Origin of the sequence: Sutcliffiella sp. NPDC057660 (assembly GCF_042800035.1) — a bacterium.
Lineage (GTDB): Bacteria > Bacillota > Bacilli > Bacillales > Bacillaceae_I > Sutcliffiella_A.
Genome location: NZ_JBHVHV010000001.1, coordinates 207,522 through 227,883, shown reverse-complemented (window position 1 = coordinate 227,883; position 20,362 = coordinate 207,522). Strand labels below are relative to the sequence as shown.

The 20,362-nt window shown below is 43.1% G+C and carries 14 protein-coding genes; 8 read left to right on the top strand and 6 right to left on the bottom strand.

The window, feature by feature from the left end:
- Window positions 1-61: 61 nt before the first annotated feature.
- The 3 genes from ACFVAD_RS01010 to ACFVAD_RS01000 all read right to left on the bottom strand — a co-directional run bounded on the left by ACFVAD_RS01010 (window position 62) and on the right by ACFVAD_RS01000 (window position 2,968).
- Window positions 62-1,534 (bottom strand): hypothetical protein, encoded by a 1,473-nt coding sequence (locus ACFVAD_RS01010; RefSeq protein WP_386635013.1) that lies wholly within the window; start codon window positions 1,532-1,534, stop codon window positions 62-64.
- Window positions 1,519-2,070 carry a sigma-70 family RNA polymerase sigma factor gene (locus ACFVAD_RS01005; RefSeq protein ID WP_386635011.1) on the bottom strand — a complete coding sequence of 184 codons (552 nt, stop codon included), beginning with the start codon at window positions 2,068-2,070 and terminating at the stop codon, window positions 1,519-1,521. The genes ACFVAD_RS01010 and ACFVAD_RS01005 overlap by 16 nt, the downstream gene beginning before the upstream one ends.
- A gap of 127 nt (window positions 2,071-2,197) precedes the next feature.
- Window positions 2,198-2,968 carry a metal-dependent hydrolase gene (locus ACFVAD_RS01000; RefSeq protein WP_386635008.1) on the bottom strand — a complete coding sequence of 257 codons (771 nt, stop codon included), beginning with the start codon at window positions 2,966-2,968 and terminating at the stop codon, window positions 2,198-2,200.
- 155 nt (window positions 2,969-3,123) lie between these two features.
- On the opposite strand from ACFVAD_RS01000, the gene ACFVAD_RS00995 reads away from it, so the two are divergent.
- Window positions 3,124-4,293, top strand: a complete 1,170-nt coding sequence (locus ACFVAD_RS00995) for a hypothetical protein (RefSeq protein WP_386635005.1) — start codon at window positions 3,124-3,126, stop codon at window positions 4,291-4,293.
- A gap of 83 nt (window positions 4,294-4,376) precedes the next feature.
- Here the strand turns inward: ACFVAD_RS00995 and ACFVAD_RS00990 are convergent, their stop codons facing one another.
- From ACFVAD_RS00990 to ACFVAD_RS00980, 3 genes are all read right to left on the bottom strand, one after another.
- Window positions 4,377-4,769 (bottom strand): hypothetical protein, encoded by a 393-nt coding sequence (locus ACFVAD_RS00990; RefSeq protein WP_386635002.1) that lies wholly within the window; start codon window positions 4,767-4,769, stop codon window positions 4,377-4,379.
- Between the two features lie 119 nt (window positions 4,770-4,888).
- On the bottom strand, window positions 4,889-6,274 hold the full coding sequence (locus tag ACFVAD_RS00985; protein ID WP_386634999.1) for a Glu/Leu/Phe/Val family dehydrogenase: 1,386 nt from the start codon (window positions 6,272-6,274) through the stop codon (window positions 4,889-4,891).
- A gap of 142 nt (window positions 6,275-6,416) precedes the next feature.
- Window positions 6,417-8,405, bottom strand: a complete 1,989-nt coding sequence (locus ACFVAD_RS00980) for a PAS domain S-box protein (protein WP_386634997.1) — start codon at window positions 8,403-8,405, stop codon at window positions 6,417-6,419.
- Between the two features lie 197 nt (window positions 8,406-8,602).
- On the opposite strand from ACFVAD_RS00980, the gene ACFVAD_RS00975 reads away from it, so the two are divergent.
- The 7 genes from ACFVAD_RS00975 to ACFVAD_RS00945 all read left to right on the top strand — a co-directional run bounded on the left by ACFVAD_RS00975 (window position 8,603) and on the right by ACFVAD_RS00945 (window position 20,333).
- A complete protein-coding gene (locus ACFVAD_RS00975) occupies window positions 8,603-11,569 on the top strand; it encodes an EAL domain-containing protein (RefSeq protein WP_386634994.1) in 2,967 nt (988 codons plus the stop codon).
- Between the two features lie 396 nt (window positions 11,570-11,965).
- A complete protein-coding gene (locus ACFVAD_RS00970) occupies window positions 11,966-13,228 on the top strand; it encodes a hypothetical protein (RefSeq protein ID WP_386634991.1) in 1,263 nt (420 codons plus the stop codon).
- A gap of 1 nt (window position 13,229) precedes the next feature.
- The gene (locus ACFVAD_RS00965; RefSeq protein WP_386634988.1) at window positions 13,230-14,015 is read left to right on the top strand and encodes a hypothetical protein; all 786 of its coding nucleotides are present in this window, start codon (window positions 13,230-13,232) and stop codon (window positions 14,013-14,015) included.
- A complete protein-coding gene (locus tag ACFVAD_RS00960) occupies window positions 14,012-14,569 on the top strand; it encodes a DUF5381 family protein (RefSeq protein ID WP_386634986.1) in 558 nt (185 codons plus the stop codon). Before ACFVAD_RS00965 ends, ACFVAD_RS00960 begins: the two co-directional genes overlap by 4 nt.
- 77 nt (window positions 14,570-14,646) lie before the next feature.
- Window positions 14,647-14,952: a hypothetical protein gene (locus tag ACFVAD_RS00955; RefSeq protein WP_386634983.1), complete on the top strand. Its 306-nt coding sequence runs from the start codon at window positions 14,647-14,649 to the stop codon at window positions 14,950-14,952.
- A 517-nt stretch (window positions 14,953-15,469) separates the two neighbouring features.
- Window positions 15,470-20,089, top strand: coding sequence for a type VII secretion protein EssC (gene essC / locus ACFVAD_RS00950; RefSeq protein ID WP_386634980.1), 4,620 nt, complete (start codon window positions 15,470-15,472; stop codon window positions 20,087-20,089).
- Window positions 20,082-20,333 (top strand): methyltransferase, encoded by a 252-nt coding sequence (locus tag ACFVAD_RS00945; protein WP_386634977.1) that lies wholly within the window; start codon window positions 20,082-20,084, stop codon window positions 20,331-20,333. The genes essC and ACFVAD_RS00945 overlap by 8 nt, the downstream gene beginning before the upstream one ends.
- Window positions 20,334-20,362 lie beyond the last annotated feature (29 nt).

The following is a 20,362-nucleotide window of genomic DNA, read 5'->3' as shown; positions in this document are numbered from 1 at the left end:
ATAAAGAAGCTTTTCCTCGAGGGATGAGCTTCTTTATTATAAATTACAAGGGGCCAGACCCTTATCGATATTCCTCAGGTATCCATTCTTCCGGGATGGATACGATATCTATGCCATTTGATGCGTATATGGCAGCTACCTGCTCATTTTTTGGGATGTAGAATACATATACTATTTTCCCATCTTCTGACTTCTTTTCACTTAAAAAGATGACTTCGTCCGTATAGGGTTCTATATAGGCCTTGTACTCCTCCCAGCTAAGGTGAATATCCTGGATGATTCGGTTCCAGCTGTCTATCACCCATTTTCCATCCTCTTTAACTAAGGTGAAATCCACGGTTCTTGAGGGATTAATATGATTACCCACTTCAATGGTGGACACGATTATTTTGTCATTTGTTTTTTCTGTGACAATTAATCTGCTATGAAAGGATGGGTCGGGTAGATGTTTGGCATCGGTCGCAACGTATAGATTGTTTGATAGTTCTTTCAACTCAGTAGTTGTAAAAGAATTTGATGCATAGTTTAGCAATTCGGGCTTCAGGATTTCAAAATCCGCAGGGTTTTCAAATTTATCCCAATTATGTTTTTCCCCTAAATCCCAAAAGGTTTGGACGAGTCCGTCATATAGGCCGGTAATCAGTTCAGGAACTTCTTCATCCCTGATGACTTCTGTTTCCATACCGTTCTCACTGATTTTTTCCAAAAACTCTTCCAATGTTAATTCTTCCGCATCATATGCTTCTTTCATAGTAGGGCCATCCTGATGCTTTTCGATATTCAAAAGCTTCATATTGTACAACGGAGTGTTATTGGAGTAAAAAACAATCTCAACATCATCATAGATATTAATATTGGCTTTCAAATCCAGAATATAATCGTAACTACCCGTGTAAAAGGATTCTTCGCTCACAGGGTTGCTGTAATAAAAGGTATTTACAAAATCAACTTTCGGTTCAGGACCTTCTGTAAAAATGATGCTGAACATTTCTACTTCCTCATTGGAATAGTGGAATATTGGATTGTTTGGAGTGGCTTCATCAAAAGGGCGATCATCCGGCTCCCCGAAGATTTCCAGCACTTCCTCCATGCTATCCCCAATGCCGATTCCGCGATCTGAATCCTTTGTAAGCTTAAGCTTGAATTCCCCATCCTCTGTCTCGTAAAAAATCGGTGCTTCTTCATATATATCGGGACTCTCCTCAACAGGTTCTTTTTCCTGTATTGGAGGCGGTGGTTCCTTTTCCTCCACTGGATTTTCGGGAATTTTTTCTTCATCAGGAACGAGAATGGCTGGATCATCATCTGACTTTCCTGGATCTTTTTTTGAGAACAAATCAATCTGCGAGAGTGTGAAAATGCAGATAAGTACAGCGGTGGCAACCAGTGTAGCATAATAGCCGATAGGGAGCTTTGGCTTCTTTTGTGCAAGGACTTTTTGGAATATCCTTTTCTTTTCATCGGTTGTCATGGTAATTTCATGCAACATGTATTGGTCCAGATCTTTTTTTAAGCTTTTTAGTTGTTTGTCCATAGGTTGCCGCTCCCCTCTAATTTAGTTCTCAGCTTTTCCCGGGCTCTGAATAGGCGGGTTTTAATTGTATTTTCATTTAGTTGGAGGATGCTGCTGATTTCTACAATTGAAAAATCTTTATAATAGAATAAGATAATGACCTCGCGGAGCTTGATGGGAAGGGTAAGCACCGCTTGAATAAGCTCTTTCTTTTCCATTCCGGAGACTGTATCAGATTCAGGTGTATGCATATTGAGCAATTCAGGCTCAATTTCAGCTTTAGAAATTAATTTGCGGAAGCTCCACCTCTTCAATGCATCCTTGGATTTATTGACGGTGATCCTCATCAACCAGGTTCGATAGGAGCTTTCCTGGCGAAATGAGTCCAGATGATGATAGCAGTTGATAAATACTTCCTGTATGATATCCTCGGAAAGCGAGTGGTCTTTTACATAAAGGTAGGCAACCCGTTTCAGTTCTGTTCCGTAGTCTTCGATTAAACTTTCAAGTAATTTTTCTTTCGATAGGTACACATCATGTTCTGCCATTGTTTCCATATTCCTCCTCCCTTCCCATTATAGACGATGCTGGGGTGAGGCAGGTTCCTTATTTTTGGCAAAAAAAAAGCTCCCTCCTAATTTGGAGAGTGCTTCTTAATTCTTGAGTGGGACAAGGGACCTGTCCCTAAATATCCCGTGTCTCCCCGAATCCCAAAATACAAACCTCCACATCTGTCCCTTCCATCGCTCCTTTTAGCTCCTGATCCTGTCCCATCATGAATTGAATGACCGGGAATCCTTCAACCAGGCCGGCCATCATTTCGGGGTTTGCGGACTCTTCGACTTTAGGGAAGGTATGGCATGGGATGACTTTTTCTACATCCAGCAGGTTATTCAGTGCAAATACTGCCTCCCGCACGCCCATCACAAACTGGCCGGAGCAAGCTAGGATGGCGACTGTTGGCTGATAGATGTCCTGAATGATTTTCATATCCGCCATTACATTCGTATCTCCGGAAATATAGATGACCTTTTCTCCGTATACATTTAATACATAGCCGCAAGGAAGACCGACAAGTTCAGGAGGCCCTTGGGTTTCCCCGAAGGAGGAGGTGTGGACCGCATTCACCATCGTCACTTCGAAGGTGGCCTCGCGATATGTACCGCCGTAGTTCAAAGGAAAAACATTGTATCCCTCACCCATCAGCTTGAGAGCAAGCTCATATTGGGAAACCACTAACACCTCCGGATTGGCTGCTTTGACCTCCGCAAGCCCTGAGATATGGTCAAAGTGCCCGTGTGTCAGGAACACAGTATCTATCTTCTTCAAGTACTTATCCTCAAGAAATTCCCGTGGACAAGCAGGATTTTGTCCCAAAAATGGATCTACCATTACGTTTTTACCTTTTTTCGTAGAGATGACAAAACATGAGTGGCCTAAGCGTGTGAGTTTCATATTCGTGCTCCTTTATTATGGGATTTTCAATTCTCATATTTATGTAAATTAATAGGTATTAGAACACTGATAAATAAAAAAAGATATTAAAATTCATATTTCTAATAATATTCACATCTATTGATATAGGTACTTAAATTGTGGTTTAGGGGGATATGATGATTAAAAAGAGGTGGCTTGTTTGGATGCTTTTATTCCTCATAGCGGGGATAGGGACTTATTATATTTTTCAGCAGATTTTCTTTAAGGAAGCGATATCGGTAGAAAGCAATGTCAATGTTTCAGATGAAATAAATGAAGACATGGAAGAGGAGCCAGATATTAATAATGAGAACGACAGTGGTGAAGGCGAGGAAACTGAGGATCCAAAAGAGGAAGTGAAGGAAGAAGAGAAATTGCTGGATGAAGAGGTTCAAGGGGTTGTCACTGGTCTATTTGAAGGAATCCTTGCAACGTTTCGTGATCTGGGTCAAGAATACAATTGGAGCAACAGAAGCAACCCAGCCAATTTTGACATTTTAAGACCGGCACTGCTTCAGTATGCTTCCGAAGCTTTTACGAATGGACATCTGAAGGAGCTGGCCGGAAAGTATTATTGTGAATGTGATGCGCCACTTACTCCGTACCCGTCTATGGATATCCGCTTTTCGGTGCGGGAGAATACCGGTGGGAAAATCATTGCATCCTCCATTGAATTTTCCAACGAGCTGCATGGGGACAACGGAGGGACGATTTATTTTACGATTATAAAAGAAGACGGGAAATGGGTGATGGACGGGTGGAGTTATGTGAGCCCCGAGGAAGAGGATATGCACGTCACCTGGGGGGAGTATGAAGCATATGTAGGGGAGTATAACAAGGTCACCTTCTTGAATGAAGTCACCCATAACGGGGAGAAGGTGTATGTCTTCTTCAATCACGATGCCAATCGACTGAATGCCGTTTACGCATCAAGCACCAATTCCATCTATGACTTCCCGATTGATTGGATCCCTGTAGATTATCGCATTCCACCTTATTACCTAAAGAATTTGGAAGGTGTATGGACGCATGAACTCAATGAAGGAAAGCTTGAAATCAGCAATGTTTCGGGGAACGTATTCTACTTTCATTTAAATGTAGTCTCAAGTGAAGGGCACGTAGGGGATCTAGAAGGAATGGCAGTAGTGGACGGGACAAAAGGAATTTTTCACGAATTGGAATATGGATGTGAGCTGAACCTGGAGCTTGGAGTGGACACCATCGAGGTGACAGAAAATGCAGGATGCACTGCTTTGCGTGGAATGGATGTGACGTTTGAAGGGATATACAAGAAGGATGAGTAGGAAATGATATAGATATAGACTAGAAAAAGCATCGCTTTCTTGTAGCGATGCTTTTTTGATGTTGAGTAAGATTTGTTTGATTATTATTCTACTGAAAAACTCTTTTCCCCCAAGAGTTCGCTTCCGCTCGTAAGGCGAAGGATATAGTCACCTTCTTCTTCAGGAGGATAGATTTCAATGGAAAACCAGGTCCAGGTTGGGTCAAGCGACTCCTCCCACTGAAAAATGATTTCCTCGTTGATGCCGACTTTTTTCAAAATGATGAATGTCACACTGCCGCCAATAATTTCATCCTGTCCATAGGTGACGGCAATAATATCGTCTACAGTGAATGTATCGGTAACTTCAGCAACCTCCATATCCTCATCCCGGCCGATCCCTATTTCCAAATCACCTACACCTTTTTTCTCATAACAACCGACCAAGAGACCAACGATCAGGAACAGTCCAAGCAGCCACGCACGCTTGTTTTTCATCTTATCGCTCCCCTACATATTCTGTTAGCGTTAACAGTTTAATCATATGAAGGAGAGGGAGTGTCCGATACCGGGGGGTGGTTGCTTAAAATTAGAGATAGGCTTTTTTAAAAGCATCCTCAGTATAGCTTCCCCTGCCTGAACAACACAGTCGAAAGCTTCATCACCGAATGGATATAACAGTTCTGCCTCAGCGGGAACGGATCGCCAAAGAAAGCAGGAAGAATGGTATCCATGGTGGTTTTCATCTGTTTGTACAAAAGTTCGTATACTTCCGCCTCAGTATAGAACTGAGTTTCCCGCCCCTGCATCCATTCGAAATAGGAGACGATGACCCCGCCTGCATTTGCAAGAATATCGGGCACGATGATGACGCCTTTGTCGCTGAGATATTGGTCTGCCTCGCTTGTGACAGGGGCATTCGCGCCTTCCACGATGATTCCGGCTTTTATTTTATCCATATTATCGAGGTGGATCTGGTCCTCAAGTGCAGCAAGTATCAGAACATCAACATCGAGATAGAGCACCTTGCTGCGATCCTGGATTTCCGCCTTAACACCTGCTTCCTGGAGCTGTTCATCTGTTGTAGGCAGGTCGCCTTTGTGGAGGGAGGAAAATCGGACAAGAGCAGGTATATCCAAACCATCTGAATTGAAGAGTGTCACATTCCGGTCGCTAACGGCAACCACCTTGTTCTCAAGGTACTGACATTGATAGGCCTCATGCGCAGCAACGGAACCTACGTTACCAAAGCCTTGTACAGCGAGCTTAAGAGGGCGTCCTTCGTATTTTAGTGCGGTCCTGGCGAAGGTGTTGTCATTGCTAGCGCCTGCTAGGAATTTACGTTGATCTTTCATGAAATCATGCAACATGTATCGGAAGGTGAAATAGACGCCCTTACCTGTTGCTTCCCGCCGCCCCAAAGACCCCCCGTTTACGACACTTTTCCCCGTGAAGCTTCCTTTATAAGGCTGGCCGGGACGGATGCTTTTATACTCGGCCATCATCCAGTCCATCTCCCTTTCGCCAGAACCTACATCCGGCGCTGGGATATCCTTGTCGGGACCAATGATATCACTGAAGTATTGGACGTACTTTTTGCAAATGAGATGCAGGTCTTTTACGGAATAGGTGCGTGGATCGAGAATGATACCGCCCTTTCCTCCGCCATAGGGCACGTCGTGGAGTGCATTTTTTAAGGTCATGAGGGAAGCAAGGTTGATCACTTCCTCCTCGTTGACGGACTCATGGAAACGGATGCCGCCCTTGTAGGGGCCAAGGGCGTTGTTGTGCTGGACCCGGAATGCGGGGATTCTGACAACGCTTCCATTTTCGAGCGCGATGCGAAGAAAGGATTTATGTACATGGTTGGGGGTGGAAAGGATAGAGCCAAGGGACGTGAAGGCTTGCTCTCTGGCATCACCCTGCAGCTCCGGTAGAAATGCAGTATCCTCCAACAAGGCATTTAACGAATCTTGGACAATCTGGCGTGTTTGATTGGACATTTTGTGAATCACTCCAGTTCTGTATTTTTCAAATAGTATAACATTTTTGGTTGGGAATTTTTAGTGAAAAGCATTTTGATTTTGATTAGGTGAGAGGGAAGAGGAAACACCCCAAAAAGGTCAGTCCCTTTTTGGGGTGTTATCATGAATAGAATTGATAGTCGTTGCGACCGTTATTTTTTACCTGGTATAGTGCCTGATCTGCTTTTCGGAATAGTTGCTTGATGGTTGTGCCATTATCGGGATAAATGGAAATTCCGATGGAAGATGTGGCCTCAATCAGCTCTCCTTCTATTATATAGGGTTGCTGCAGTGTTGTTTGGATGCGGTCTGCCACTCTTGTGATATGCTCATAATTCTCTGCACGCTTGACCAAGACAACAAATTCATCTCCGCCTAATCGGGAAACGGTGCCTTCTGAACGGACGCAGGTTGATAATCGTTGGGCCAGCTCAACAAGCAACAGATCTCCCATATCATGTCCATACGTATCATTTATTTGTTTGAAGTTGTCGCAGTCCAAGAAGAGAAGCGCCAGTTTTTCGTTGTTTTTGGAAGCAGATTCTATCGCCGTATCCAAGGATTGTTCCAGCAATCGGCGGTTTGGAAGACCCGTCAGGCTGTCATGATATGCTTGGTAGGTGAGCAGTTCCTGCAGCTCTTTTCGTTCTGAAATGATGCGTCCAGTCAGAACGATGTGATCGAGCTCTCCTTCGCCGGCAATAGAAGACGCATTCACTTCCACCCATACTTCCTCTTTTTCCTGATTCAAGTATCGATATTCTATCTGTATGGATTTCATCTCGTTTGTCCGAAGCTTATGAATGGATTCCAATAATAATGGATGATCTAATTCGTGAACGCCATATGTCAGTTGCTGACCTTCCAGGATTTTATATTTAGCGCCCATAAAATTTCGATAAGAAGGGGAAACATATGAAATGTTGCCGCATTTATTGATAACTTTTATTAAGTCGGAGGAATGCTCTGTAATGAGACGGAATTTTTCCTCGCTGTCCTTCAAGGCAAGCTCCATTTTCCGCTTTTCCGTAATATCCTGGGCGATGAGATACACTCCGGTTACCTTCCCTTTAATGATGATAGGGACGTGGGTGACATAAAAGAAAAGTATGTTTCCGGATGCATGAGGGACTTCCACCTCATAGCTATTTACAAGTCCTTCAAAAGCTTTCTGGAGGGGATCAATTGGCAGTTGGAGCTTTTGTTGTACATATTGTACAAAATCAATACCGATAATCAGTTCTTTTTTATAGCCAGTCAAAGTTTCGCAGGCTTCATTGACGTTTGTGATATAGCCTTTGGAATTGACCATGAGAATCGCATTTTTATGATAGGAAAATAGGGATTTGTAGGCTTCTTTGCTTTCTGCAAGTTTTGCCTCGAGCTCCCGCAAATGCTGGATGTTGCGATAAATCATGGAGATTGCGACTACTTGCTGATCTTTATCCAGAATAGGGGAATAGCTGACGGACGTATGGATAGATTGACCATTATTAGTTAATCGGACGGTTTCCAGCGGTTGGGTAGTTTTTTGATTTTTAAGCAACAGAATCGTCTCATCTGATTGCGCTTTCAATTCCATTGGGGTGAATTGGAACTCTTCCCAATGCTGACCAATCATTTCAGGAGTTGTCCATCCAAATTGTTTTTGAAAAGCATCGTTTATTTTTAATATGGTGCCATTTGTGTCTATTACCAACATGGCATCCACGGTGTTTGCTACTAGAGAGTTCAGAAAAAGGTAATCTTCCGCTTTTTTCTTCAATTCATTGACATTTTTGGTTATGGCAAGAACGAAAATGCGCCCATCATCTTCAATAGGTGTCAAGGTGGTTTCCGAAGCGGGCATGTCTGGTACGAAAAGATTCAAATCTGAATAACTGATGGACTCCCTTTTCTGGACACAAACTGAATAATGCTTATGAAGGAGATCGTACGTAACCTGCGGAAGTACATCCTCCAATTTTCTGCCTATCAACACGACTGCTAGTTTCTGTTGTGCAGAAGAATTGACATAGGTATACCAAAATTCATTATCTTTCCACTCAACCAAAAATACCATGTCCACCATATGTTCAAAGAAAAACTTGAATTTCTCTTCTATTCTCATAAGTATCCTTCTTTACATACATTATTTTTCCCGGCGTTAGAAGCTATATTATTCTATTATAGGTATTTATTATTAAATTATCTATATATCAAAATAAGATAAATTTCCCAATTGGAAAAAATGTTACAAAATATTAATCTAATGTTATAAAATGTAATACGAACACATGATTAGTTGCAGATTGGTGGGGAATATGATTGAAAAAGATCCAATTATGGGGAAATAGATCGAAACAGCAGGACTCAGATACAGCTACTAAAGAAAGATTAGTTGAAGAACGACTCTTCCATTCTCTTTTCGATTACCATCCGCACCCGGTTATATTAGTAAATGCACAGGGGGAAATTGTAAAGAATAATAAAAGGGCAGTCAGTCAATTCGGCTATAAGCAAAAAGAATTGACTGGGGATTTCACGAAGTTTATTCCACACGAGTGCTTACACGAAGTAGCGGCTAAGTTCCAAGAAGCATTAAAGGGTCTCTCATTAACATATGAAACGAAAATTCTACATAAAAATAAACTGCATATTGATGTAAGCGTAACAAGTGTTCCAATCATGGATGACACATCCGTAATTGGAATTTATGTTGTTATCAGGAATATTGAAAAAGAGAAACAAACCCAAAATGAGCTGAAATCGGTTAAATCTTCATTGAGATTAATGCAGAATACAGCAAAACTAGGCAATTGGCATTATGATATATCAACAATGGAGATGTCTTGGTCAAATCATGCTTACGATATTCTAGGAATTGAAAAAAGCAAACAGTACAGTTTTACTTTTGAGGTTTTCTTCAGTATGATCCATCCCGATGACCAGGGGAATTTCCGTTCCGTATATGATAATGCCATGAAAAATCAAAATAGCTGCTCGTTGGAATACCGTTTTATCACACCTTGCAGCGGTGTGGTTCATATATTTGTCAATTCTGATATCGTGCTGAATGACCTGGGGGTGCCAACAAAGTTTATCGGTACCATCATGGATATTACGGAAATGAGGACTTTGGAAAAGAAACTGGAAACAATAGACCAGGAAATGAAAGAGATCTATGACAATCTGGATCTTGGAGTATGGGCTTATGATGTAAAAGGAAAACGCTTCACTTTTGTTTCGAAAACGATAGAAAAAATGGTAGGTTTGGATGTTGCTCTGTTTGAAAACGGTACAGTAACCATTAGGGACATAATATGCAAACAGGATCTCCCGTCCTATGATTCCAATCTTCGCTATCTTTATGAAAAAAACACCATTGTAAACGAATATCGTATTGTTTTGCCAAATGGTGAGCATAAATGGGTTAAGGATTGCATGATGCCAATACTGGACGAAAATCGGCAACTCGTTAAAATTAACGGAATCTTAACCGATATTACAGAACATAAAGAGCTCTTGGAGAAGGTCGAGTATTTGGCGAATCATGATTATCTTACTGGACTGCCGAATCGCCGACTGCTAAAAGAGGAAATGGAATTTCTGATTCAAAACTATGATGAGACGGAACAGAATTTCGCGGTCCTCTATATTGATTTGGACCGATTCAAATACATTAATGACACTTTAGGCCATCCGGTTGGAGATAATGTACTGAAGATTATCGCGGATCGGCTAACAGTCTATCAGCAGGAAGGTCACTTTGTAGCTCGGGTTGGCGGGGACGAGTTCATCATTGTTTACCAGGGATCAGTGAAAATTGAGGAACTAAAGGGAATTGCCAAGGATTTGATTACACTTTTAAGAGAGCCGGTTTATGAAGGAGAATATGAACTTTACCTGACAGCTTGTGTTGGCGTGAGTGTTTTCCCGTTTGATGGAGAGATGGAAGATACTTTATTGAAACATGCGGATGTTGCCCTATTTCGCGCAAAAGAATTAGGGAAAAATTACTTTGAAATCTATACACCAAATATTAACGTTAAAACTTATCAGCAATTCACGATAGAACGAGATATGCATAAAGCGTTAAAGGAAGACCAATTCACCATCTATTTTCAGCCGAAAGTAAATGCACAAACGTATCAAATTGTCGGAGCGGAAGCATTGATTCGCTGGGAACATCCATTATGGGGGATGCTATCGCCAGGTGAATTCATCCCAATAGCAGAAGAAACAGGGATGATAAATGAAATCGGGGATTATGTGATGGAAAAAGTGCTGCAGCAGATCAGCACTTGGACTGAGAATGGTGTACCCGTTGTACCAATATCGATTAATGTTTCTCCACAAAGGTTTTTACGTAAAAATTATTATCAATTAGTGGAGAGCTCCATAAAAAGCTATGGAGTTGACCCAAAATTAATTGAACTGGAAATTACCGAGAGTTCCTTCCTTCATAATCCGGAGGTTGTGCTGAAAACGGTTCGGGATCTACGTAATCTTGGGGTGAAGGTTGCCCTGGATGATTTTGGGACGGGATATTCCTCCATGACGCGACTGACCGAATTGGAAATTGATGTTCTAAAGGTGGACCGATCCTTTGTAAAAGATGTAGAAACAAACAGAAAGAATGCGATTATCCTGGAATCTCTTTTTGTTATTGCCAAAGACCTGGATATAGAGGTTGTAGTGGAAGGGGTAGAAACGGAAGGTCAGCTGCTCTTTATGAAACAGAAGAATTGTGACATCATTCAGGGCTATATTTTCAGCAAGCCAGTTCCTATCTCACCATTCACTGATATGCTTGAGAAGAGAAAGCTGCTGCCACAGAAAACGAAAGCAAAGCTGCCATCCATCGAGCGCAGGGAGTATTTCCGAATCGATTTTCCGAATGCGCTCATGGGAGAACTCACCGTGAAAGAAATAAGAGGGAAGGAAGTACAACTCGGCCAAGTGGGGATTGTGTTGGAAAATATCGGTCCGGGCGGGATGCGGATTATTTCTCATATGCAGTTCCCGGTTAGACCTGACCTCATCGTTTCCATCCGGACAAGTATTCTGGGAGAAACCCGGGACTACATCGGCAAGATAGTCTGGAAAGAAGAAGGACCGGAAACCTACTTTTATTATGGCGTGGAATTCATGGTGGATGAAAACGAGCGAACAGAACTTACCGGATTCCTTAACCGGGTAACCCTTCAATTAAAGGACAGCCACACCCTCCCGCAAACCAGCATAATCCAAGAAAATAAGTGGGACTATTTGGAGAGATTAAAAGGTGAATAGAGTGGTAGAGAAAGTTGGCCCTGGTTTATTCCAGGGCTACTTTTTTATGGGAAAAAGTTGAACAGAACAAAAATCAGCGCTAGTATTATTTTCCTATTTTAATTCACACCTGATTATTTCCGATCTCAATTATGCTATATTATTAAAATACAAAATGTGTAAAAAATAAGTTTGTTTCGGAATAATGTGTGGGTATTAAATAGGAGTAATATGAAATTTATTACATTTCATATGAAAAAACGGCCAAACTGGCACAAAAGTTGCGGCTTATTTCCTATTATAAAAGGATGGACATGTGTTCGGGATTTTTCTAAACTTACTATAAATTAGACTTCATCAAAGAAAGCCTCGAAACCAACCTCGCAAAGATAACAAGAAAAGGGAAGTGAAACAACCTTGGCTTCTTCGATAAAAATCAGACCAGGAATCGTGAATAATGCCATTGCCGGCTTGAATTCAAGCCATGGAAAACTCGGGAGTGTGACAAGCAATGTCTCCTCGGTCCAGTTCGGTGTGTCCTATGAGGTCAAGAATCGCAATAATATAGATTCCAGACTCCGGTCCGCCACAGCATCCCTACATAAACTGGAGGAGAGAATGAATAGGATCAAATCCTTCACTTCGGAAACGCTTGAAAAGTATCAGGGAGTGGAGAGATACCTAAACCGTCAAGCTGCAAACCGGGAACATGACCTGGTGAAGGCACTGATGGATAGGCATGCATTCAGCAGTCTGTATGAGCTGTATGATCAGACTGTCGGTCGCTTGGAGCACCTGCTTCATAGTGCACAGTATGTCGCAAATGCAGGTCTATTGCATCTGCTTGGTTGGCGTTTTGTCAATGAAGGTGGCAGATACACCTATAAATTATTGGATAGTGTAAAGCACGGAAGGTTTAACGTGCCGATTGGAAACATTATCAATAAGGTCGGCAATTCGAAACTTAACTTCCTTGCCAAAATGATGGTTAGTCCCTATTATGCGATCAAATACGCGAATAAATCATTGGCCGAAGTCGTCTATAAGAAATTCACCAAATACCTGCCTGATGATATTACTAAGATGACAAACAGTGTGCGTGATTTCAGGCATGCCATTTCGGATGCCCGCAACCTGAAGGAAGCGGCGAACGCTGTGAAATCCAATGCAAAAAGCCTGGGATCTGCAGCGCTGAAAATCGGAAAGGGAAATGCGTTCACAGCTTTTGCTATCACAGGTGTGGTGGAAGGTGTAGGTGCAGGGATAAAAATTACGGAAAACTACTCCAAGTATAGCGGTGATGTGGGAACGCTCAAAACCGAGAATGCCAAAGTGGTGGGAGAAGCTGTCTATAAAACGGCCGTTGTCGGTGGTTCATCCGTTATTGGAGCGGTTGCACTCGGTGCGGTCGGAAGCTTGGCTGGGCCAGGAGGAACTGTCGTCGGTGCTGCAGTAGGTGGATATGTTGGTAGCTTGGTAGGTGAGAAGCTTGCGAAAAACACGCCGGGCTGGGTAACGGACACATCCGTTCACTTCAAGGACACCATTTTCAAAGGAACCGAGGCGGTGGCAGAAGGTGCCTCCAAGGTGAAGGAAGGCTTCAGCGAAGTGAAGAAGAACGCTTCGAATCTACTAGAAAATTCTAAGAGTTTCTTCGGCAAACTCTCATTTGGAGGCTAACATGAAAACTATCTCACTTTCCATAGAAGAATTAATCTACAGTTTTTATAGTGAAGGGTTGTTCGAGCAGGGGAATTCCTTGAAGCAAGTGTATTTCAACGAAATTTCCGATGAAAATATGGATCTGTTGCTTCAGATTTCCTGCAGAACCCTTTTGGCGAAGGATCTGCTAGTCTATGAAAATCACAAATTCGAATTAGAACCGGAATTGAAAAGTGTGATACACACTCTGAATTTTTCCGAAAAGTCCTTGAAGGCATCCCGTCATAAATCAGGCGGCAAAGAAGAGTCTGTTTCCTTTCATTTTACGAAAAGCGGCTTTCTTAAGCACTCGCTTCTTTATGATGAACAGGTGCACCGTTTCGACTCGGTTGAGAAGGATGACATGCTAAAAGACCTTACGGAGTTTTTCCATTTACATAAAGAAGGTTCTGACGCTTATCAGCCTATCTCTTCAGAAGAGCTGGAAGGCATGCTTACCTATATCACCGAAAACAACCGTCAGTTCGATTCATTTCAGGTAAGAGCGGAGCTGGATCCGTTCTATCGGGTACTGGAAAAGACAAATGGGAGGTTGAATACCCTTCTATTATTTGAATTTGATGAAAAGAAGGAACCGACTATCAAAGACCTTGTCCTGCTGACAAACGATGTAGATGGAAATTGGATGCTATTGCAGAACGGACCGGACTATAACCTGACCAAAGGCAGCAGCTCCAAGTTGGAAGCATTCATGATGGAAAGCAATTCTCCTAAAACGACAGAAGAAAAGGAAAGCGTACTATGACACATAACAATCCTTTGAACCTAAAGCATGACCATATAATAAAAGTGGAGCAGGATGAGGTGCGTGTCACCTATACCCGTTATAGCGCAGGCTGCACGGTGTTTGGTATCGCATTTATGGCGCTTGTATCCTTGGGTGTTGTCCTTTTCATCCCAGGCTCCGGATTTTCCAGAACATTGCTTGCCTATCTCATCGGCGGTGTGGGAACGCTGTTCTTCGGAATTGCGCTTCTTCGCATTGTGATGACCATGATGCAGGGTAAAACGCTGATGAAGGTGAAGGACGGTAAACTAATTAACCGGAACCAAAGTGTAGAGCTTGGAAAAATCAAGGCACTCGAATACGGCTGGCACAATCGTAAGCCGAGCGGCCGTGTGTTTACGAGTGTAGTGGTGGACACAACAGAGAATGAGACACTCTTTTTCACCTACTACAACATCGTTTCCGATAACGCCATCGAGGAATTTCTTGACACCTTTGTAGTACCGTATATTACGTCGGAGGGTCAGACGAAGTGGCGTATATCAAAGGAATCAAAAGCTGAAAGCAGATAATGGCCATTGTGGGAGAAGTCATGTGATGTGCTTCTCCTTTTTATAAATATAAAATTAAAATGGAAAGGTGATAATCCATGACAATCGATATCTACGCAGCGAATGCCCAAGCGCGACGGCTCCAGGAGGAAGCGGCAAGCCTGTTGAATGTTAAACGGAACCTGATGAATGTAAAAGGGACGCTGGCGCAGGGCTGGCAAGCGACGGAGATGAATTATCTCAATAACGCAATCAGCGAAATGGAAAGAGAAATCGGCACGATTGTGGATGCACTGCAATCCTTGAGTGCGGATATCAGCTCGACGGCTTCCCAACTAAAGCGGGAGGAAGAAGAGAGGGAAGCTGCGAAAGCGGCGGCACTTCTTGCGAAAAAAGGCTCGTAAATTGGGTTTTCACCAATTTGCGAGTCTTTTTATATAAAAATAAGATAAAATTATCTAATTTTTATAAATAGTTTACAAAAATGTGGTTATTTTTAACTGTTTCATGGGTATAGATATTTGATTAAGATTTGGTAAAAGTTACTTATTTTCTAAACTATTGGAGCATACTCCAACCATAGTACGACAGGAACCGACAAGATTCGCTAATTGCCACAAACCCGGTCATCCAGCGGCATGAATCGACTAAGACTTACATTGTTTCGAGACTCTTTTCCTATAAAATATCTCTTGGATTTTTAATATTATAGGTATATGGAATGATTCTTGGCGCGCTTTATCGAAAAAAAGCGAAACATGCTTTATAATATTGATTGCCAGAAAAAGGGGGTTTTTTACTATAAACTGGGACTTAAACCCCAACGCCCCGACATACATAACATAAACGCTACATCCTATATGCATATCTAAAAAATCATCAACTAACAGGATTGTTTTTAGTTGATTGGAGGATCCGGGCATGATATTAACCCTTTTTGATCAAGGCAAGGCACGTGACCTTGTGCTGCCTGATAAGGTAACAGGAAAATACATACTTACGACCACTCTTCCCTCGGGAAAAGAAGCCGATTTGATGGCGGTGGAAGCCGAGGATGGAAAGTGGTACTTAAAATCAAATAACTATGCCTATTTAATAGGAAACAACGGGGAAAAGGTGAGGAAGCTCCTTTTAGAGCCCTTTAAAACCTATACCATCTCACGTGAAAACGAAGCTTCTGCACTCCTTTATGTAGAACCCCCAACAGAAGACAGAAACGAATTCACCAAGCACATTGCCGTCACCAAGACACTTAAGATTGGCAGAACGGAAGACAACCATATCTGCTTTTCCAATAAACTTGTATCCTCTCTGCATTGCGTGATTCAGTATGATGAAAACAATCAAGCGACCTTGAGAGATTACAATAGTTCCAATGGTACCTATGTGAATGGGAAGCGAGTGGAGGAAAAGCGCCTGGCAATTGGCGATGTCATTTCCATCATGGGTCTGAAAATCATTTATAATGGCACCTTACTGTCACTGAACAACCCTCAAGCTTCCATTCTTCTGGACAGACATGCGTTCCAGCCGTTCCAGGTGGAGCAGCCGGTCATTCTGGACGAGGAGGAGCTCGACGACTTTTCGATTGAAGAGCCTAAGGATCACTTATTCTATCGATCTCCACGTTTTAAAAAAGATATAAAAGAAGCCGTAATTAAGATCGATCCGCCACCACAAATGCCAAATATGGATGAAACGCCGTTGATGCTCCTTTTGGGTCCATCGATCACAATGGGGATGGCTTCCTTGTTTATGGGGATTTTCGCCGTCCAGAATGCAATGATGAACAACGGAAATATCATTAATGCCCTGCCGATGTTGATGATGTCCATCTCTATGCTGCTAGGAACCGTTCTTTGGCCGATTTTAACGAAAAGGCATGAGAAGAAGCAGCGAATCAAGAATGAAGGAATCCGTCAGGAGAAATATAAAGCATATCTCGTGGAAATGAAGCAGGTCATAGAAGACGAGTCCGTGCATCAGAGCGAAATTCTCCATGAAAACCACATCACGCTTACGCAATGCCTGGCGAGAATAAAGAACCGCGAGCGGAATCTCTGGGAACGATCGCTTGTCCATAATGACTTTTTAAAGCTCCGCCTAGGACTTGGAAATGTACCTTTGGACGCAGATATCAAGTTCCCGGAAAAGAAGTTCAGCATTGAGGATGACAATCTGCAGGATGAGCTTTATGAACTGGTTGGCGGTCCGCAGATCCTGGAAAACGTCCCTGTTACCATCTCTCTTTTAGAGGAACAAATTAGTGGGTTTATTGGTGACAGAAAACGGGTAATGGACTTTGTCAAAGGATTAATTTTCCAAATTACGGCACTACATAGCTATGACGAATTAAAACTTATTTTTATTTATGACGAGAACGAAAAGGAATCCTGGGAATTTGTAAAATGGCTTCCGCATGTTTGGGATGATGGAAAGCAGATCCGTTTCATTGCAACCAACCCGAATGAGCTGAAAGAGCTTTCCGCTTATTTTGAAAAGGAAATCACCCGTCAATCCATGCTTTCGGATGAGGACCTAAAGGAATTGAATCAGCATTATGTTGTCTTTTCCATGAATAAGAAGCTGGCTTCCAAAGCGGAAATGACCAATCTTATTTTAAAAGAGAAAAAAGACATCGGGTTCAGTTTAGTTACCCTTTACGATGAGCTGCAAAACCTCCCGAAGGAATGTTCGAAGGTAGTGGAGCTTGGGGAGGAAAGGTCGAAAATCTACGATAAGGATGACATTTCCGGAACCTATACGGCATTTCAGGCGGATATCTATCTGAAGGAATCGGAGGAAATGTACGCCATCAAGCTTGCCAATACGCAGCTTGCAACAGAAGTGTCGGATTATACCTTGCCAGATATGCTGACCTTCCTTGAAATGTTCGGCGTCAGCAAAATAGAGCACTTGAACGTTCCGACAAGATGGAAGGAAAACAATCCGACCTTAACAATCCAGACGCCAATCGGGGTGGATACTACCGGTGAGATTTTCAACCTCGATCTTCACGAAAAGTATCATGGTCCACACGGATTGATCGCTGGTATGACAGGCTCCGGGAAAAGTGAATTCATCATGACCTTCATTCTGTCCCTTGCAGTCAATTATCATCCTGACGAAGTGGCATTCATCCTTATCGACTATAAGGGTGGGGGAATGGCGAATGCCTTCCTCGATTTGCCGCATCTTGCCGGTACGATCACGAACCTGGACGGGGCAGCGGTAAAGCGCTCGCTCATATCGATCCAGAGTGAACTGAAGCGCCGCCAGGCCATTTTCAGCGAGACGAGCAGAAGAGTGGATGAAAGCAATATTGATATCTATAAATACCAGAAACTATACAGGGAAGGCATCGTGACAGAGCCTCTTCAACATTTGTTCATGATTTCGGATGAGTTTGCCGAGCTGAAAACCCAGCAGCCTGAATTCATGGAGCAGCTTGTTAGTGCGGCGCGCATCGGACGTAGCCTTGGTGTCCACTTGATCCTGGCAACGCAGAAGCCTTCAGGGGTAGTGGACGATCAGATCTGGAGTAACAGTAAATTCCGGATCAGTCTCAAGGTGCAGGAAAAGGCCGACAGCATGGAGGTCATCAAACGGCCGGATGCCGCGGAATTGACGAATGTCGGACGATTCTTCCTCCAGGTCGGCTATAACGAGATCTTTGAGCTTGGTCAATCCGCATGGGCAGGTGCACCATACTATCCAACTGATAAGCTCGAGAAAAAGAAGGACGAAAGCATCAGCATCATCGACAGCCTGGGACGCGTCATCAAGTCCGCTAAAATCGACCGTAACAAAGGCATCAAGAACCCGTCGAAGCAGTTGGACGAAATTACGGACTATCTGGCAAGCCTTGCCAAACAGGAAAACATCAAGGTGAAGCAACTGTGGCTTGAGCCGATTCCGCCTCAGATTTATATAGAGGACATTAAAGAAAAATACAGTGATCAGACGAATGAAGCATATGTGCTGAACCCGGTCATCGGGGAGTATGATGATCCGTCCAACCAGCGTCAGATGCCACTCAGACTTCCGATTACACAAGAAGGAAATACGGTGGTGTACGGCGTGACAGGAAGCGGAAAGACGTCCTTCCTGCAAGCGATGCTAATCTCCTTGATGGAAGAGCATACACCGGAGGAAGTGAACTTTTACCTCCTGGATTTCAGTACCGAAACCTTGAACTGGTTCCGCTCCGCTCCTCATGTTGGGGATGTCGTCGTCTCCCATGAAGCGGAAAAAATCCAAAATCTGATGAAGCTTCTTCAAGCGGAGATTGTAAACCGTAAAAAGCTATTCGCCAATTACGGAGGAGATATTAACGTCTACAACCGTGTGTCAACGGATAAGGTGCCGTCAATCGTGGTGGCCATCCATAACTATTCCGCGTTCTCCGAGACGTATGAGGAGCATGGGGAGACAATCGCCTACCTGACACGCGAAGGTACGAAATATGGCATCTACTTCATCGTGACAGCAACAAATACGGGTTCGATCCGTTATCGCCTGCTGCAGAACTTCAAGCAGCTGTTTGTACTTCAGTTGAATGACCAGACAGAGTATTCCGGCGTACTTGGAAATGTAGATGGCGTGTATCCATCCAAGCATAAAGGACGCGGTATTTTCAAAAGCGACAATGTATATGAATTCCAGATCGCCAAGCCGGTGAAAGATACAGAGGATCTGTTCAGCTTCATTGAAGGTTATAGCAAAACAGCGCGCGAGACATGGGACAGGGAGCCTGCACCTGGTATTCCGACGCTTCCTGAAAAGGTGACTGCAGACTATATCCAGAATCAGATGGTGTTTGGTTCTTCCCATCCGTTCATTCCGGTGGGAGTGGATCGACAGTCTCTGAAGCTATCATTCTTTGATTTCCAGGAGTGCTTCGTGAACCTGGTTTCAGCAACCCAAAATGATGCAGCGACTGCATTTATGCAAGGAATTTCCGAGTTGTTGGCTGCAAAAGCGGGGGATGAAGTAATCGTACTTGATGCAAATGGTGCATTCCGGTTGGAATCTGATCCAGAATATCGTCATGCGTCTGCCAAATCAGAGCTTGAAACAACCATCGTTCATCTTTTTGAAACCCTTGTACACCGCAACAATACGAAAAAGGATGCTGAGGAACAGGGGCATGAAGTACCTGATTTCCATCACATCTATTGTGTGGTCGATAGCTTCAGCGACCTTAGCTTGAGCCTTTCAGAGGATGCACTTGATAAGCTCAAGGTGTTCCTGGAGCGGGGAGCTAATCTGAACGTTCATATCATCATGTCCGATAGTGCAGATAAGTTCAGCAGCGTTTCCTTCGAGGAGTGGTTCAAAAAGCACGCTTCCGTGAAAAATGCGATCTGGATCGGCAGCGGAATCAGCGACCAGTATCTGTTCAAGATAGCCAAAATCACGACCGAGATGTATCAGGAAATTCCGAACGAATTCGGCTATGTAATCAAAAACGGTAAGGTCAGCCTGGTGAAGCTATTAGCCTCTGAAACGGAAAAAGAGGAGGTTGCAGTCTTTGGATAAGATTTTAGTAGAAGTGTATGTTCCGGCATCCAACGATAAACATGATGTATTCATCCCGATCTCAAGCAAGCTGTACGAAGTGGTCTATCTTTTATCGAGTACGGTAAGTGAACTATCCCATGGGTACTTCAAGGCGACTCCCGATACAGTGCTTTGCAAAAAGTCAACGGGGGAGATATTGAATATCAACCAAACGGTAGAGGAACTGAATCTGCAAAACGGTGCGAAGCTGATGCTGTTCTAAGATTAAAGTATCGCAAGGATAATAGATAA

Bases quoted from the DNA above. Each gene is read 5' to 3' on its own strand.
- essC (WP_386634980.1), top strand. From the start codon at position 15,470: ATGATATTAACCCTTTTTGATCAAGGCAAGGCACGTGACCTTGTGCTG.
- ACFVAD_RS00995 (WP_386635005.1), top strand. From the start codon at position 3,124: ATGATGATTAAAAAGAGGTGGCTTGTTTGGATGCTTTTATTCCTCATA.
- ACFVAD_RS00990 (WP_386635002.1), bottom strand. From the start codon at position 4,769: ATGAAAAACAAGCGTGCGTGGCTGCTTGGACTGTTCCTGATCGTTGGT.
- ACFVAD_RS01005 (WP_386635011.1), bottom strand. From the start codon at position 2,070: ATGGAAACAATGGCAGAACATGATGTGTACCTATCGAAAGAAAAATTA.
- ACFVAD_RS01010 (WP_386635013.1), bottom strand. From the start codon at position 1,534: ATGGACAAACAACTAAAAAGCTTAAAAAAAGATCTGGACCAATACATG.
- ACFVAD_RS00980 (WP_386634997.1), bottom strand. From the start codon at position 8,405: ATGAGAATAGAAGAGAAATTCAAGTTTTTCTTTGAACATATGGTGGAC.
- ACFVAD_RS00965 (WP_386634988.1), top strand. From the start codon at position 13,230: ATGAAAACTATCTCACTTTCCATAGAAGAATTAATCTACAGTTTTTAT.
- ACFVAD_RS00985 (WP_386634999.1), bottom strand. From the start codon at position 6,274: ATGTCCAATCAAACACGCCAGATTGTCCAAGATTCGTTAAATGCCTTG.
- ACFVAD_RS01000 (WP_386635008.1), bottom strand. From the start codon at position 2,968: ATGAAACTCACACGCTTAGGCCACTCATGTTTTGTCATCTCTACGAAA.
- ACFVAD_RS00955 (WP_386634983.1), top strand. From the start codon at position 14,647: ATGACAATCGATATCTACGCAGCGAATGCCCAAGCGCGACGGCTCCAG.
- ACFVAD_RS00960 (WP_386634986.1), top strand. From the start codon at position 14,012: ATGACACATAACAATCCTTTGAACCTAAAGCATGACCATATAATAAAA.